We start from the raw sequence: 15314 nt of genomic DNA on the forward strand, positions 1-15314 counted from the left end.
TTCAGTGCAGCGCCGCCAAGGCCGCCGTCAGGTCGATCGCGCCGTCATAGATCGCGCGCCCCGAAATCGCCCCGGCGATTACCCCGGTATCGCGCAGCGCGATCAGATCCGCCATCGACGATACCCCGCCCGACGCGATGACGGGAATGCTGACCGCCCGCGCGAGGCTTTCGGTCGCGGCGATATTCGGGCCACCCATCGCGCCGTCACGGTCGATGTCGGTATAGATGATCGCGGCCACGCCCGCGTCCTCGAACTGGTGGGCCAGATCGGTGACCATCACGTCGGTCTCCTCGGCCCAGCCCTTTGTCGCGACCCGTCCCGCGCGGGCGTCGATACCGACCGCGACCTGACCGGGAAAGGCGCGCGCCGCCTGCCGCACCAGATCGGGGTTCTCGACCGCAACGGTGCCCAGAATGACGCGGGCCAGACCACGCGACAGCCAGCCCTCGATGGTGGCCATGTCGCGGATGCCGCCTCCCAGCTGGCAGGGCACGCTGACCCGCGCAAGGATCGCCTCGACCGCCGCGGCATTGACCGGCGCCCCGGCAAAGGCGCCGTTCAGATCGACCAGATGCACCCAGTCGCAGCCCGCATCCTGAAAGGCCTGCGCCTGTGCGGCGGGATCATCGTTGAACACCGTGGCCGCCGCCATCTCGCCCCGCAACAGGCGCACGCATTGGCCGTCTTTCAGGTCGATGGCGGGATACAGGATCATGGCGGCCTCTGCTTGGATGGGTTCGCGCCCCTTTGCCACAGCGCGCCGGTAAAGGAAAGTTGCGCAGCCGCGCCCGACCCGGACCTAACGTCACGCTTGCCGCAAGGCCACCGGCAAGGCGATGATCCCCCAGCGGCCGGGGAATGCCGCCTGAGGGAGGACCACCACCATGAAATCTTTCGCCATCGCCGCCGCCTTTGCGCTGATCGCCGGTGCGGCTGCCGCCGACCCGATCGAAGGCATCTGGCAAACCCAACCCGATGACGGCTCTTTCGCCCATGTCCAGATCGCCCCCTGCGGGCCGAACTTCTGCGGGACCATCACCCGCACCTTCAAGGGCAAGGAAGAATACAAGTCCGAAAACATCGGCAAGCAGATCGTCATCGATATGGCCGCCCAGGGCGGCGGCAAATACGAGGGCAAGGTCTGGCGGCCCTCGAACAACAAGGTCTATTCCGGCAAGATCGCGCTGAACGGCGGGTCGATGTCGCTGTCGGGCTGCGTCGCGGGCGGCCTGCTGTGCAAGTCGCAAACCTGGGCCAAGGTGAAGTAAGACCGCTGCCGCACAGACCATAGGGGCGGCCCATCGAGGCCGCCCTTTTCCACACCCGAAGATGGCATAGCGCTTCTTTCTTGCCCCAATGCGCTCGGGGGTCCGGGGGCAGACAGCCCCCGGCGCGGCGGATCAGGGGCGCCAGGCCAGGAAATTGGCGATGATCCGCAGCCCAGTGGCCTGCGATTTCTCGGGGTGGAACTGCGTGCCGACCACCGTGCCGCGCCCGACGATCGCCGTCACATCGCCCGCATAATCGACATGCGCCAGCCGATGCGCCGGGTCGTCCACGACGAAGTGATAGGAATGCACGAAATAGGCGTGATCGCCCGTCGCCACGCCCGCCAGCACCGGATGCGGGTGGTCGATGACCAGATCGTTCCAGCCCATATGCGGCACCTTCAGCGGCGCGGGCGCGTCGATCCCCACGACGCGCCCCGGCACCCAGCCCAGGCCCTCGGTGTCGCGGTATTCGGTGCCAAGCGTCGCCAGCATCTGCATCCCCACGCAGATTCCCATGAAGGGCACCGCGCGCGCATCAACGGCCTCGCGAAGGGCCTGATCCAGGCCCGGCTTGGCCAGCAGTGCCGCGCGGCAGGCCGGAAAGGCCCCATCGCCGGGCAGCACGATGCGGTCGGCGCGGGCCACATCCTCGGCCCGGTCGCTGACCAGCACGGTGCCCGCCCCGGTTTCGCGCGCCATGCGCTGAAACGCCTTCTCGGCGGAATGCAGATTGCCGCTGTCGTAATCGACCAGAACGGTCAGCATCACAGCGCGCCCTTGGTCGAGGGCAGCGCGTCGCCCATCCGCGGGTCGGGTTCCACCGCCATCCGCAGCGCGCGTGCGACGGCCTTGAAGGCGGCCTCGGCGATATGGTGGCTGTTCACGCCGCGCACCAGATCGACATGCAGGGTGATGCCGCCATGGGTGGACAAAGCCTGAAAGAACTCGCGCACCAGTTCGGTGTCGAAGCTGCCGATCCGCTCGGCCGTCATCGGCAGGTTCCAGCCCAGCCAGGGTCGCCCCGACAGATCCAGCGCCGCCCGCACCAGCGTGTCATCCATCGCCAGCGCGCATTCGCCATAGCGCCGGATGCCGCGCTTGTCGCCCAGCGCGCGCGTCAGCGCCTGGCCGATCGTGATGCCGGTATCCTCGACCGTATGGTGATCGTCGATATGGGTGTCGCCCTTGGCGCGAATGGTCATGTCGATCAGCGAATGCCGCGCAAGCTGATCCAGCATGTGATCGAAGAAGCCGACCCCGGTCTGCATGTCGTAACGCCCGGTGCCATCCAGGTTCAGCGTCACGCTGACATCGGTTTCGTGGGTCGTGCGGCTGATTTCGGCGCGGCGCATCGCGTGATCCTTGTGCCCATTCAAGCTGTTATCCCGCTTATAGGCGGCCCGGCTGCACATGGAAAGCCGCGCGAAAACCGCATTTTTGCATATGATGGGTTGAAAACGACATTAAAATGTCGTTATTGGCGCGTCTTGCCGGGCGGATCTGTCGGGATCGTGATCCGGTTGAACCAAATCCTCCGCCGATCGTTACCGGTTGGCCGCAAACCCCGATTACGGGTTGGACGAACGGGCCTGGTCTGCCGACGCGGCGGGCCGCGATGCGCCCCAGATGAACGGAGACAGGATGACACAGGACAATCGGCGCGACGGCGCCCCGGATGATATTTCCGATCAGGTGCTGATCGCGGACCAGACCGCCGAAAGCCCCCCCGAGGATGAGGTCGAGCCGATCCCCGCCCCCGAAGGCCCCACCGAGGTGATCGAGACCGATTACGAAATCGGCCAGGATAACCTGTCGGAATCCTTCACCATCGAGTTCGACATCCACAAGCCGGTGTTCCTGATCTCGGCCTTGGCGATCATGGTGTTTACGATCGGCACGCTGGCCTTTCAGACCGTGCTTGAGCCGGTCTTCACCGGCCTGCGCGATTTCCTGACCGGCAATCTGGGCTGGTTCTTCCTGTCGGCGGGCAACGTCTTCGTGATCCTGTGCCTGGTGCTGATCGTCACGCCCCTGGGCAAGGTGCGCCTGGGCGGACCCGAGGCGACGCCGGATTATTCGCTGACCGGCTGGTTCGCGATGCTGTTCGCGGCCGGTATGGGGATCGGCCTGATGTTTTATGGCGTCAGCGAGCCGATGACCCATTTCACCACCGCACTGGAGGGGCCGGTCCTCGAAAACGGTATGCGCACCGACTGGGCGCCGCTGGGCGGGGCTGCGGGCGATGTCGTGGGCGCCGAGCGTCTGGGCATGGCCGCGACGATCTTCCACTGGGGCCTGCACCCCTGGGCGATCTATGCCGTTGTGGCCCTGGCCCTGGCCTTGTTCAGCTATAACAAGGGCTTGCCGCTGACCATGCGGTCGGCCTTCTACCCGATCTTCGGCGAACGCATCTGGGGCTGGCCGGGCCATGTGATCGACATCCTGGCGGTCTTTGCCACGGTGTTCGGCCTGGCGACCTCGCTGGGTCTGGGCGCCGGTCAGGCGGCGGCGGGGCTTGAGTTCCTGTTCGGCCTGCCCGCGACCACGACGACCATCATCCTGCTGATCGTGGTCATCACGATGATCGCCATGATATCGGTCGTTGCCGGGCTGGACAGCGGCGTCAAGCGGCTGTCGGAACTGAACATGGTTCTGGCCTTCGCGCTGCTGGCCTTCATCATCATCGTCGGCCCGACGATGGCGATCCTGACCGGGTTCTTCGGCAATCTGGGCGCCTATCTGACCGAGCTTCCGGCGCTGTCGAACCCCTTCGGGCGTGAGGACACCAATTTCATGGGCGGCTGGACGGCCTTCTATTGGGCCTGGTGGATCTCCTGGTCGCCGTTCGTCGGCATGTTCATCGCGCGCGTGTCGCGCGGGCGCACGGTGCGCCAGTTCCTGATCGCGGTGTTGATCGTGCCCTCGCTGATCTCGGTGCTGTGGATGACCGCGATGGGCCACACCGCCATCGCCCAGTTCGTGCAGGAGGGCTATACCGGCGTGCAGGACGCGGTGCTGGAACTGAAGCTGTTTGCCATGCTGTCGCAACTGCCGCTGACCGCGATCACCTCGTTCATCGGCATCGTGCTGGTGGTGGTGTTCTTCGTCACCTCGTCCGACAGCGGTTCGCTGGTGATCGACACCATCGCGGCGGGCGGCAAGGTGAACGCGCCGACCCCGCAGCGGGTGTTCTGGTGCACCTTCGAGGGGCTGGTGGCGATCGCCCTGCTGTTGGGCGGCGGCCTTGCGGCGTTGCAGGCGATGGCGGTCTCGACCGGTTTTCCGTTCACCATCGTGCTGCTGGCGGCCTGCTATGCGATCGTCGTCGGCCTGATCGGTGAACGGCGCGAGATGCGCTAAGCCATCCCGCCAGCCAGGATGCAGGGCCGCGCCAGATCCTTGGCGCGGCCCTTTCATATGCGCGGTCGCCCGACAGGGGCGGGCTGCTGATTCTGGCACCACGGCCCGGTGCTGAACGAATGGATCACATTTGCCGCGTTTTTCATGCGCAACCGGCGCGGTCTTGCGGTGGCGGTCGGGCGACAATAAGACTCTGTTAACGGTTGGCGCGCTAGAAGGGCGCCTGAGCAATCAGAAGGCAGGACGCGATGAAAGACCCGATCGACCTTTACATGAACACCCTGGTGCCGATGGTCGTCGAACAGACCTCGCGCGGGGAACGCGCCTATGACATCTATTCGCGCCTGCTGAAGGAACGCATCATCTTTCTGGCCGGGCCGTTCCACGACGGCATGTCCAGCCTGATCTGCGCGCAGCTGCTGTTTCTTGAGGCGGAAAATCCGAACAAGGAAATCTCGATCTATATCAACAGCCCCGGCGGCATCGTGACCTCGGGTCTCGCGATCTATGACACGATGCAATACATCAAGCCCAAGGTGTCGACGCTGATCATCGGTCAGGCCGCCTCGATGGGTTCGGTCATCGCCGTCGCGGGCGACCCGGGAATGCGCTTTGCGCTGCCCAATGCGCGGATCATGGTCCACCAGCCGTCCGGCGGTTTCCAGGGCCAGGTGACAGACATCATGATCCACGCCCGCGAAAGCGAGAGCCTTAAGAAGCGGCTGACCGAGATTTATGTGAAACATACCGGCCGCAGCTATGCCGAGGTTGAGACCGCGCTGGAGCGCGACAAGTTCATGAGCCCCGAAGAGGCGCTGGAATGGGGCCATATCGACCAGATCCTGCAACCGCGCGGCAAGTCTGACGACAAGAAATGACCGGTCGCCGCGCGCGGCCCCCATGGCGGGCCGCGTGGCGGCGGACGATTTGCGATTGTGGCCCGCCGGGCCAGCCCCTAACATCGGGGCGACAGACCGACGACGGGCGGGTGACCGCCCGCCGATGCTGAGGCGCCGCCACCGCGCGGCGCAGGAACAAGGGAACAGGCATGGCCAACAGCCAGGGCAGCGACAGCAAGAACACGCTCTATTGCAGCTTTTGCGGCAAAAGCCAGCATGAGGTCCGCAAGCTGATTGCAGGGCCGACCGTGTTCATCTGCGATGAATGCGTCGAATTGTGCATGGACATCATCCGCGAGGAGACCAAGACCTCGGGGCTGAAGACCGGTGACGGCGTGCCGACGCCGCGCGACATCTGCAAGGTGCTGGACGATTACGTCATCGGCCAGATGCACGCCAAGCGGGTGCTGTCGGTGGCGGTGCACAACCATTACAAGCGCCTGAACCATGCGTCCAAGACCGACATCGAACTGGCCAAGTCGAACATCCTGCTGATCGGCCCGACCGGCTGCGGCAAGACGCTGCTGGCGCAGACGCTGGCGCGCATTCTCGACGTGCCCTTCACCATGGCCGATGCGACCACGCTGACCGAGGCGGGCTATGTCGGCGAGGATGTGGAAAACATCATCCTCAAGCTGTTGCAGGCCAGCGAATACAATGTCGAACGCGCGCAGCGCGGCATCGTCTATATCGATGAGGTCGACAAGATCACGCGCAAGTCCGACAACCCCAGCATCACCCGCGACGTCTCGGGCGAGGGGGTGCAGCAGGCCCTGCTGAAGATCATGGAGGGCACGGTGGCGTCCGTGCCGCCGCAGGGCGGGCGCAAGCACCCCCAGCAAGAGTTCCTGCAGGTCGACACGACCAACATCCTGTTCATTTGCGGCGGCGCCTTCGCCGGGCTGGAACGCATCATCGCGCAGCGCAACAAGGGCACGGCGATGGGCTTTGGCGCGCAGGTCAAGGAAAACGACGACCGCGGCGTGGGCGAATTGTTCAAGGAACTTGAGCCCGAGGATCTGCTGAAGTTCGGCCTGATCCCCGAATTCGTGGGCCGCCTGCCGGTGATCGCCACCCTGACCGACCTGGATGAGGCCGCACTGATCACCATCCTGACCGAACCCAAGAACGCGCTGGTCAAGCAATATCAGCGCCTGTTCGATCTGGAAGGCGTCAAGCTGACCTTCACCGATGACGCGCTGAAAGCCATCGCCAGCCGCGCCATCAAGCGCAAGACCGGCGCGCGCGGCCTGCGCTCGATCATGGAAGACATCCTGCTGGACACGATGTTTGAACTGCCGGGCCTGGAGTCGGTCGAGGAAGTGGTCGTCAACGAGGAGGCGGTGGATTCCCCCGCCGCCAAGCCGCTGCTGATCCATGCCGAGACCAAGCGCGAAGGCAAAAGCGCAAGCTGATCGGCGCGGTCGCTGCGGGACGCCTGTTTGGGCGACCGCGAGCCACGGAAGGCTAAGGGCTGCCCTTTGGGGCGGCCTTTTGTCTTTGCGCCGACCCGAAAGCGGGCGAGGAGACGCCTCCAAAGATTCGGTGGCGCGTTCGTCTTGCCAGTCCCTGACGCCTCGGCGCAGGGCGGGGGGCTTGACGTAATTCCGCGCTCTGCCCTGGCAAAACGCAAGGTGGCGTGCATGCGGGTGGTGACAAAACGCAAGGTGGCGCGCATGCGCGTGGTGAAGCGTGGCCCGCTCCCACGATCGCGGCGCGCGATGATGGAACGGCAGAGAGCCGCTTTTCGGCACGAGCTTTTGTTTGTTGGGCGATCCCGATGCGGCGAACCGACGCCGGACCAGCGGATAACGCCTTTGCTCAGCCCGGAAAGGCTGGCCGCGGGACATAAGTCCTCCGCTCAGACGGCACATGCGCACGCTGAAGGACGCTCTGTCGCTGCGGGCAGATGGGGCCGGCGACGGTGCGTGGCGATGTCCGCCAGATCGGCCATCCTTCCAACAGAGGCACTTCCATTCGTCGACATTGCCCGAGGGGGGAAGGCAAAGGTCGGCTGAGGGCCGGTGAAGCATTCGCGGGATCACAGCCGCAGGTCACGGGTCGAGCCAGCGGGGTGGCACAAGATGCCAGTCCCCCCGACGGAAAAAGCTGATCTGCGTGTGCTCGGGACACGTGCCGGGGCACATCCCGCCCGTGCTTCAGCCGCGCCGCTGCCGGGCGATGAAAAGGGTGCAAAGGGCTTTCTCCGCGAAGAGCTGTCTCTGCCTGGCGACACGGCGGGCGCGTGCGTTCGTAGCGGCGTCATAACCTTCTGACGTTCTTCGGGCCGCCGACAGGCCAATCAAGACAGGCCGTTCGCACTGGATCGGCCCAAGCACATGGCGGCACGGGTTTGTCTGTCGGAGCCGGGCGATTGCCCGGCGCGCGCCGGCATGGGCGAAAGCTGACCGGAGCGGTATGTGGCTCAGTTCTCGCGCCGGCGAACGCCCGTGCCTTTTCTGCAACCGAAAGGGCCGCCCCAGCGGACGGCCCTTTCTTCTTGGCGCAGATATCCTCGGGGGTGCGGGAGCAGACAGCCCCCGCGTGTCGCTACATCATCCCCAGCATCGTGGGCAGCCACAGCGAAATCGCGGGCACATAGGTGACCAGCACCAGGAACACCAGCATCGTCAGCAGCCACGGCCAGACGGCCACGGTCAGCTCGGTGATGCCCATCTTGGTGATGCCCGAGGCGACATAGAGGTTCAGGCCCACCGGCGGGTGGCACATGCCGACCTCCATGTTCACCACGATCATGATGCCGAAATGCACCGGGTCGATGCCCAGCCGCACCGCGACGGGGAACAGGATCGGCGCCATGATCAGCACGATCGAGGACGGCTCCATGAAGTTCCCGGCGGCCAGCAGGATCAGGTTGACCATGATCAGGAACACCCACCAGGTCAGCCCGGCGTCCACCATCCAGTTGCCCAGCGCCTGCGGGATGCCCTCGGAGGTCATCAGAAAGCTGAACAGCACCGCATTGGTGATGATGTACAGCAGCATCGCTGACATGTTGGCCGAGGACAGAAGCACCCGCGGCACGTCCGCCAGCTTCATGTCCTTGTAGACAAAGACAGCGATCACAAAGGCATAGACCGCCGACATGGCCGCGGCCTCGGTGGGCGTGAAGACGCCGGTATAGATGCCGCCGATCACGATGACGATCAGCAACAGCCCCCACAGGGCTTCGCGCAGTGCGGCAAGCCGCTGGCGCCAATCGGCCTTGGCCAGCCGCGGATAGCCGAACTTGCGTGCCCGGTTCCAGGTGGTGAAGGCCAGGAAGCCCGCCAGCATCAGACCCGGAATGACGCCTGCGATGAACAACTGCCCCACGGATGCGGCATCGACGATCTGCCCGTCCGGCCCCTGCACCTGCATCCCCGAAGTGGCGACGGCATACATCACCATCACGATCGACGGCGGGATCAGGATGCCCAGCGCGCCCGAGGTGGTGATGACGCCCGCGCCGAACTGCTTGGGAAAGCCCTGCTGCACCATCGCCGGCAGGATGACCGAACCGATGGCGACCACGGTTGCGGGCGACGAGCCCGACACAGCGGCAAACAGTGCGCAGGCGATCACGCCCGCCAGCCCCAAGCCGCCATGCCAATGCCCGACCATCGCGGTCGCAAAGTTGATCATCCGCCGGGCGACGCCGCCATGGGTCAGGAAGTTGCCCGCCAGGATGAAGAACGGGATCGCCATGATCTCGAACTTTTCGATGCCGGTGAACAGCTTCAGCGCCACGGTGTCGATCGGCACCTGGGTCATGGTGAACAGGAAGGTCAGAACGGTCAGACCAAGCGCGATGGAAATCGGCATCCCGGTCAGCATCAGCATGGTCAGAAGACCGAAAATAATAAGTGCGCTCATGGCCTTAACCCTCGGTCTTGTCGGTGTCGGCGCGCTTGGCGGGGCTTCCGTCCACGCTGGCGCTGCCTTCGGCGGTCGGATCGGCGGGGGCGATGCCGCGATCGGATGGGGTCAGCGGGCTGTCGCGGAAGGCTTCGGCCACTTCCTCGACGCCCTCGATATCCTCGATCCCGTCCACATGGCCGTGGTCGTGATGGGGCAGTTCGCCGGTCAGGTGGAAGCTGAGGGCGACCTGTAGGAAGCGAAAGCACATCAGCGCCGAACCCAGCGGGATCGCCAGATAGACGATCCACATCGGCACTTCCAGGTCAGGCGAAATCGCCGAGGCGTGATACATGTGGTAAACGAAATTGGCGCCCATCGTGGCGATCACGCCGGTGAAGAACGCCCCGGCCAGCAGGCCGAACAGGATGAAGATCTTGCGCTTGCCCGGTTCCAGCCGGTTGATCAGCACGTCGATGCCGACATGGATGCCGGTGCGCACGCCGTAGGCGGCGCCGAACTTGGCCATCCAGACGAACAGGATGATGGTCAGCTCCTGCGCCCAGACCAGGTTCAGCCCCTTCAGCGTGCCATAGGCAGATCGCGCAAAGGCGGCCAGGCCCTCCATTTCGTTGCTGCGGGCGTATTTCAACACATCGGCGGTCAACCCCAGCGTGTAGCGCTGGATCACCGCGACAAAGATCAGCGTGGTCGCCGCGGCGATCAACGTGGCGATCAGGATTTCCTCAAGCCTGTCCAAGGCGCGCATCTGTCCCCCCCTTTTTTCTGCGATCCCGTTGGAAAGGGGCCGGACCCGAAGGCCCGGCCCCGACCGGTCACTGCGCGGTGGCAGCCTTGATCTGGGCGATCAGATCGGCGCCGATGCGTTCGGCCATTTCGTCATGCACGGGGGCAAGGGCGGCTTTCCAGGCATCCTTTTCCTCGGCCGTCATCTCGTGGAACTCGGTCGTGCCGGCGGCCTTCATCGCCTCCAGCGCCTTGTCGTTTTCCTCTTTGGCGATGCCGTTGGCATAGACGGTGGCCTCGGCCATGGCCTTTTCCAGATTGGCGCGCACATCCTCGGGCAGGCCGTCCCAGAACGCCTTGTTCACGATCACCGCATAGCCCAGATAGCCGTGGTTGCTGAGCGTCGCGTGCTTTTGCACCTCGTGCATCTTCTGGGTGAACATGTTCGAGGGCGGGTTTTCGGTGCCGTCGACGACGCCGGTTTGCAGCGCCTGATAGACTTCGCTGAACGCCATCACCTGCGGCACCGCGCCCAGCGCGTTCATCTCGGCTTCAAGCACTTTCGAGGACTGGATGCGCATCTTCAGGCCCAGGAAATCGTCGGGCGAATGCAGCGGGCTGTTGGCCGACATCACCTTGAAGCCGTTGTCCCAGAAGGCCAGGCCCTTGATACCCTTGTCTTCCAGCTTGGCCAGCATGGCGCGGCCGACATCGCCGTCGGTGACCTTGCGAAGCTGGTCATAGCCGTCGAACAGATAGGGCAGATCGAAGGCCTCGAAATCGCTGACGCCCAGCGGGCCGAACTTCGCCAGCGAAGGCGCCAGCATCTGCACGGCGCCCAGCTGCAGGGCCTCCAGCTCTTCCTTGTCCTTGTAAAGCTGGCTGTTGGGGTAGATCTCGATCTTGACCTTGCCCTCGGTGTATTTCTCGGCCAGTTCCTTGAACTTTTCCGCACCCTTGCCCTTGGGCGTGTCGGGGGCGACGACATGGCTGAACTTGATGGTGATGTCCTGGGCAAAGGCGGCGGTGCCCATCCCCAGGGCGATGACCGCGGCCAGGCCGGTGGTGATGAAACGGTGAATGGTCATGGTGTCCTCCCGATGATCCGTTGCTGGATGGGGCGCGACGCGCGGGCGCGGCCCTTCCTGCGTTCTGACTAGGGCGGAACGGGCGGCCTGCCTATTGTGGATTCCCACAATAAGGCGGCATGATCGGGCCATGTCGATGATCCGATTGCCGTTTCGATCCGATCGCCCCGCCGGGCGTTTGCCGGGCGCCGGTTTGCCCGGCGCGGCCGCGATCCTGCCTGCGCCGCGCCGCGACCGGCTGTTGATGCTGCCGGTGGCGGCCCTTGTGGCGGTGGTGGTGCTGGTCGGGCTCTTGCTGTCGCTGGTGGCGCGCGATCGCGCCGCCGAGGCCCGCCAGAAGCTGACGACAGATGCGCTGTGGGTCGAGCAATACCTGCGCTTTCAGCTATCCACCTATGAGCGCGAGCTGGAGGGGGTCGCCCATGACATCGCGCGCGGCGATGGGGCGGCGATCATGGCCTCGGCCGGGGCGCTGATGGTCGACACCCATCCCGAGGTGCAGGGGCTGGTGCTGGCCGATGCCGCTGGCCGCGCGATAATGTCGGACGTGCCGGGGCAGGTCGGTGCCGCGCCGCCCGGCCTGGACGATCTGGCAAGGGCGGCCAGCCGCAGCCTGGCGCCCGTTCATGCCGCGCCGCGCCGTGATCCGGGCGGGCTTTGGGTCGCAGATATCGGCGTGGCCACCGGTGACGGGCGGGTGCTCGCGATGACCGTCGGTCTGGCCGACCTGCTGGCGCAGAACGTGCCCTGGTGGATCGCAGGGCGCTATCACGTCGCGCTGACCGATACCGGGGGCGCGGTGATCGCGGCGCGGTCCTCGATCCCGGCACCGGAGGGGGCTGCGGCGCATACGATGTCCTTCGATCCGCCGCTGCCCGGCACCTTTGTGCGCCTGACCGCCTTTGACAGCCGCACCGGCATCGGCCCGATGGCGCTGATCGCGGCGATCCTGGGGCTTCTGGTGCTGGTCGCTGTCAGCCTGGCCGCCGTCGCCCGCCAGTCGCGCCACCGCGCCGCCGCCGAACACGGGCTGCGCGCCGAACATGCGTTCCGCAAGGCGATGGAGGAATCGCTGACCATCGGCATGCGCGCCCGCGCCCGCGACGGCACGGTGATCTATGTGAACCCCGAGTTCTGCCGCATGGTCGGCCGCCCCGAGGATCAGATCGTCGGGCTGAAGCCGCCCCATGCCTATTGGGCGCCCGAGGTTGCGGATGAGGGGATGGCCCGACACCGCAGCCTGATCGACTCGGGTCCGGTGCCGCGCCGCTTCGAGACCCGCTTTCAGCGCCCCGATGGCAGCCGGGTTGACGCCCTTGTCTATGAGGCGCCGCTGATCGGCCCGGACGGGGCGCATCTGGGCTGGATGGGCTCGGTCGTCGACATCACCGACCGCAAGCTGGCCGAGGTTCAGCGCGCGCAAGAGGCCGAGCGGCTGCAACACGCCGCCCGTCTGGTGACGCTTGGTGAGATGGCCTCGACCCTCGCGCATGAGCTGAACCAGCCGCTTGCCGCCATCGCCGGTTACGCCGCGGGCAGCCGCAACCTGCTGGCCGCCGGGGCCGACAGTGCCGATCTGGCCCCCGTCCTGGAAAAGCTGGAGGGCCAGGCGGCGCGCGCCGGGGCGATCCTGCACCGGGTGCAGGATTTCGCCCGCAAACGCACCAGCCAGCGGGTACCGGTCGATCTGGCCGCGGTTGTGGCAACCGCGCTGCATTTCATCGAGGACGAGGCGCGGACCCGCGGCGTTCCGGTGCGCGCCGATCTGCCGGGGCAGCCCTTGCTGCTGCTGGCCGATCCGGTGCTGATCGAACAGGCGGTCATCAATCTGGTGCGCAACGCGCTGGACGCGCTTGCCGCGACCCCGCCCGAGGCGCGCGACATCCTGGTGCAGGTCACGGCCGGTGCGGATATGGCCCGCATCACCGTGGCCGATACCGGCCCCGGCATCGCCCCCGCCCGCGTCGCCGACCTGTTCGCGCCCTTCCAGACCACCAAGCCCGAGGGCATGGGCCTGGGCCTGTCGATCTGCCGCTCGATCCTGGAAAGCCACGGCGGCCGCCTGACCTATGCCCCGCGACCGGGGGGCGGCAGCCTGTTCGACATGACCCTGCCGCTGGCGGCGCCCGGACCCCGGGGCCTGGCCGTGGCCTCGGGCGAAGCATCACAGGGCGACGCGACGATTGGGGCTGCCCCGCACGCGGCAGCCGACACCGCCCGCGACCCAGACCGCCGCGCCGAAGCCCGGATCACGCGGCGCGCTTCGCTGCCGCAGGATGGGGACAGCTGCGTGGGCGGCGGGGATGGGGCGCGGGGTATCTGTGGCGGGCGCGGGGTGGCGCCTAGGGCAGAGAATTGGGACGGAAGCGCCAGGTCCGGGGTGGTGGCCGAGGCAGGAGGTCGGGACATGCCCGGAAGGCGCAGGCTGGCGGCCCGCCCATGGGTTTGGGATGCTTGCGGCAGTCGCGGGGCGGAGGTCGGGCCCGAGGGTCGGGACGGTCTGGGCAGGCGTGGACGGACGGCGGGGCCGGACGATCTGCAAATACGCGACAGGCGTGGGCTGACGGCCAGGGCAGGGGTCTGTGGCACTTTCGGCAGGCGCGGGCTGTTGCCTTGGACAGCGGAGCGAGACACTTGCGGCAGGTGCGGGCTTGTTGCCGAGGGAGGGTTTCTGGACATACGCGGCAGGTGCGCGCTGGAGATCGGGGCAGGGGGGCGCGACGTACTCGGCAGGTGCGCGGTGGTTTTCAAGGGAGGGGCTCGGGGCATACGCCGCACGCGCAGGTTGGCGGTCCGCCCAGGGATTTGTGACACTTGCAGCAGCCGCGGGCGGCCGGCTTGGGCAGCCGATCGGAACGGACCTGACAGGCAGGGGCTGGCGGCGGGGCCGGAGCATCGGGATATATGCGGCAGCCGGGGGCGGGCGGCTTGGACAGGGGATCGGAACGGACGTGACAGGCGGGGGCTGACGGCGGGGCCGGAGCATCGGGATATATGCGGCAGCCGCGGGCCGGCGGCTTGGGCAGGAGTAAGTGGCACGTGTGGCAGACGCGTGCTGGCGGTCCGGCAAGGGATTTGGGCCACTTGCGCCAGACGCGGGCGGGCGCCGTGGGCAGGGGATCGAGGCAGACGCATCCGGCGCGGGCTTGCGACCCGCCAAGGGGAGCGGGACACCTGCGGTAGGTCTGGGTGGACGGGCCCAGCGACGGATCAGGGCGGACGCGCCCGTTGTCGCCGCGGTGCCGTACCCTCCCTGACCATGGTCACGCTGCCGCGCCGCCACGTTCCCAGCCTGCCGAAAATCCGCCAAGATGCAGGTGCCCGATGACCGTCCAGATCGTCGATGATGATGACGCGATCCGCGATTCCCTGATGTGGCTGTTCCGGTCGCGTGCCGTCGATGTGCGGGTCTGGGCCTCGGGCGAGGCCTTCCTGGCCGGCTGGCAGCCCGCGCCCGGCGACTGCATCCTGCTGGACATGCGCCTGTCGGGCATGTCGGGGCGCGAGGTCTTTGCCCGATTGCAGGCGCGCGGCATCGCCCATCCGGTGATTTTTCTGACCGGCCATGGCGACATCCCGATGGCGGTCGACTGCCTGAAGCTGGGGGCGGCCGATTTCATCGAAAAGCCCTTTCAATCGAATATGCTGGTCGATCGCGTGCTGGCGGTTCTGGCGCAAGCGGCCGCCCGCGACACCGACCGTGCGCTGCGCGAACGCCTGCAATCCGCCCGCAGCAGCCTGTCGCCGCGCGAGGCCGAGGTGATGGAGGCAATGGTCGCTGGCCTTCAGAACAAGGAAATCGCCGATCGCCTGCACATCACCATCCGCACCGTCGAGGTCCACCGCGCGCGCGTGCTGGAAAAGATGCAGGCCCGCAACGCCGTCGACCTGGCCCGCATGATCGGCCGCATCGAAAGCTGATCTCCGTCAGCGCCGGATCTTCAATCGGGTCATTGCCGATTTGCCTTGCCGTCATCAGATCGGGGAACGCAGGGGTATCATCGGCCTATCGCGGGCAGAGGGTGGAGCGTCATCAAATCTGCGACCGAATATAGACCTTCACCGGAGCGTCCAAAGAGTATGGATCC

General features: G+C 66.2%; 12 protein-coding genes. 6 read left to right on the forward strand and 6 right to left on the reverse strand.

Features of this window, described 5'->3' with window-relative positions; all coding sequences use genetic code 11:
• Window position 1: 1 nt before the first annotated feature.
• The gene (hisA, locus tag ACEYYA_RS06130; protein WP_374798678.1) at window positions 2–718 is read right to left on the reverse strand and encodes a 1-(5-phosphoribosyl)-5-[(5-phosphoribosylamino)methylideneamino]imidazole-4-carboxamide isomerase; all 717 of its coding nucleotides are present in this window, start codon (window positions 716–718) and stop codon (window positions 2–4) included.
• Window positions 719–887: 169 nt separating this feature from the next.
• Between hisA and ACEYYA_RS06135 the strand changes: the two genes are divergently transcribed.
• A complete protein-coding gene (locus ACEYYA_RS06135) occupies window positions 888–1271 on the forward strand; it encodes a DUF2147 domain-containing protein (RefSeq protein WP_374798680.1) in 384 nt (127 codons plus the stop codon).
• Window positions 1272–1403: 132 nt separating this feature from the next.
• On the opposite strand, the gene hisH is transcribed toward ACEYYA_RS06135, so the two are convergent.
• Entirely contained in the window at window positions 1404–2039 is a 636-nt protein-coding gene (gene hisH, locus ACEYYA_RS06140) for an imidazole glycerol phosphate synthase subunit HisH (RefSeq protein WP_374798682.1), read from the reverse strand.
• The gene (hisB, locus tag ACEYYA_RS06145) at window positions 2039–2626 is read right to left on the reverse strand and encodes an imidazoleglycerol-phosphate dehydratase HisB (RefSeq protein WP_374798684.1); all 588 of its coding nucleotides are present in this window, start codon (window positions 2624–2626) and stop codon (window positions 2039–2041) included. The genes hisH and hisB overlap by 1 nt, the downstream gene beginning before the upstream one ends.
• 346 nt (window positions 2627–2972) lie before the next feature.
• Between hisB and ACEYYA_RS06150 the strand changes: the two genes are divergently transcribed.
• The 3 genes from ACEYYA_RS06150 (at window position 2973) to clpX (ending at window position 6948) form a co-directional block, all read left to right on the forward strand.
• On the forward strand, window positions 2973–4634 hold the full coding sequence (locus tag ACEYYA_RS06150; protein ID WP_374799106.1) for a BCCT family transporter: 1662 nt from the start codon (window positions 2973–2975) through the stop codon (window positions 4632–4634).
• 248 nt (window positions 4635–4882) lie between these two features.
• Entirely contained in the window at window positions 4883–5512 is a 630-nt protein-coding gene (locus ACEYYA_RS06155; protein WP_374798686.1) for an ATP-dependent Clp protease proteolytic subunit, read from the forward strand.
• A 170-nt stretch (window positions 5513–5682) separates the two neighbouring features.
• On the forward strand, window positions 5683–6948 hold the full coding sequence (gene clpX, locus ACEYYA_RS06160; RefSeq protein ID WP_374798688.1) for an ATP-dependent Clp protease ATP-binding subunit ClpX: 1266 nt from the start codon (window positions 5683–5685) through the stop codon (window positions 6946–6948).
• A gap of 1135 nt (window positions 6949–8083) precedes the next feature.
• On the opposite strand, the gene ACEYYA_RS06165 is transcribed toward clpX, so the two are convergent.
• The 3 genes from ACEYYA_RS06165 to ACEYYA_RS06175 form a co-directional block, all read right to left on the reverse strand.
• Window positions 8084–9409, reverse strand: coding sequence for a TRAP transporter large permease (locus ACEYYA_RS06165; protein WP_374798690.1), 1326 nt, complete (start codon window positions 9407–9409; stop codon window positions 8084–8086).
• 4 nt (window positions 9410–9413) lie between these two features.
• Window positions 9414–10160: a TRAP transporter small permease gene (locus tag ACEYYA_RS06170; protein WP_374798692.1), complete on the reverse strand. Its 747-nt coding sequence runs from the start codon at window positions 10158–10160 to the stop codon at window positions 9414–9416.
• Between the two features lie 67 nt (window positions 10161–10227).
• Entirely contained in the window at window positions 10228–11172 is a 945-nt protein-coding gene (locus ACEYYA_RS06175; protein ID WP_374799108.1) for a TRAP transporter substrate-binding protein, read from the reverse strand.
• A 184-nt stretch (window positions 11173–11356) separates the two neighbouring features.
• Between ACEYYA_RS06175 and ACEYYA_RS06180 the strand changes: the two genes are divergently transcribed.
• Together ACEYYA_RS06180 and ACEYYA_RS06185 are read left to right on the forward strand one after the other, a co-directional pair.
• Window positions 11357–14554, forward strand: a complete 3198-nt coding sequence (locus ACEYYA_RS06180; protein WP_374798694.1) for a sensor histidine kinase — start codon at window positions 11357–11359, stop codon at window positions 14552–14554.
• Window positions 14551–15147 carry a response regulator transcription factor gene (locus tag ACEYYA_RS06185; protein WP_374798696.1) on the forward strand — a complete coding sequence of 199 codons (597 nt, stop codon included), beginning with the start codon at window positions 14551–14553 and terminating at the stop codon, window positions 15145–15147. Before ACEYYA_RS06180 ends, ACEYYA_RS06185 begins: the two co-directional genes overlap by 4 nt.
• Window positions 15148–15314: the final 167 nt, after the last annotated feature.

Source organism: Paracoccus zhouxuedongae (assembly GCF_041927815.1).
GTDB lineage: Bacteria > Pseudomonadota > Alphaproteobacteria > Rhodobacterales > Rhodobacteraceae > Paracoccus.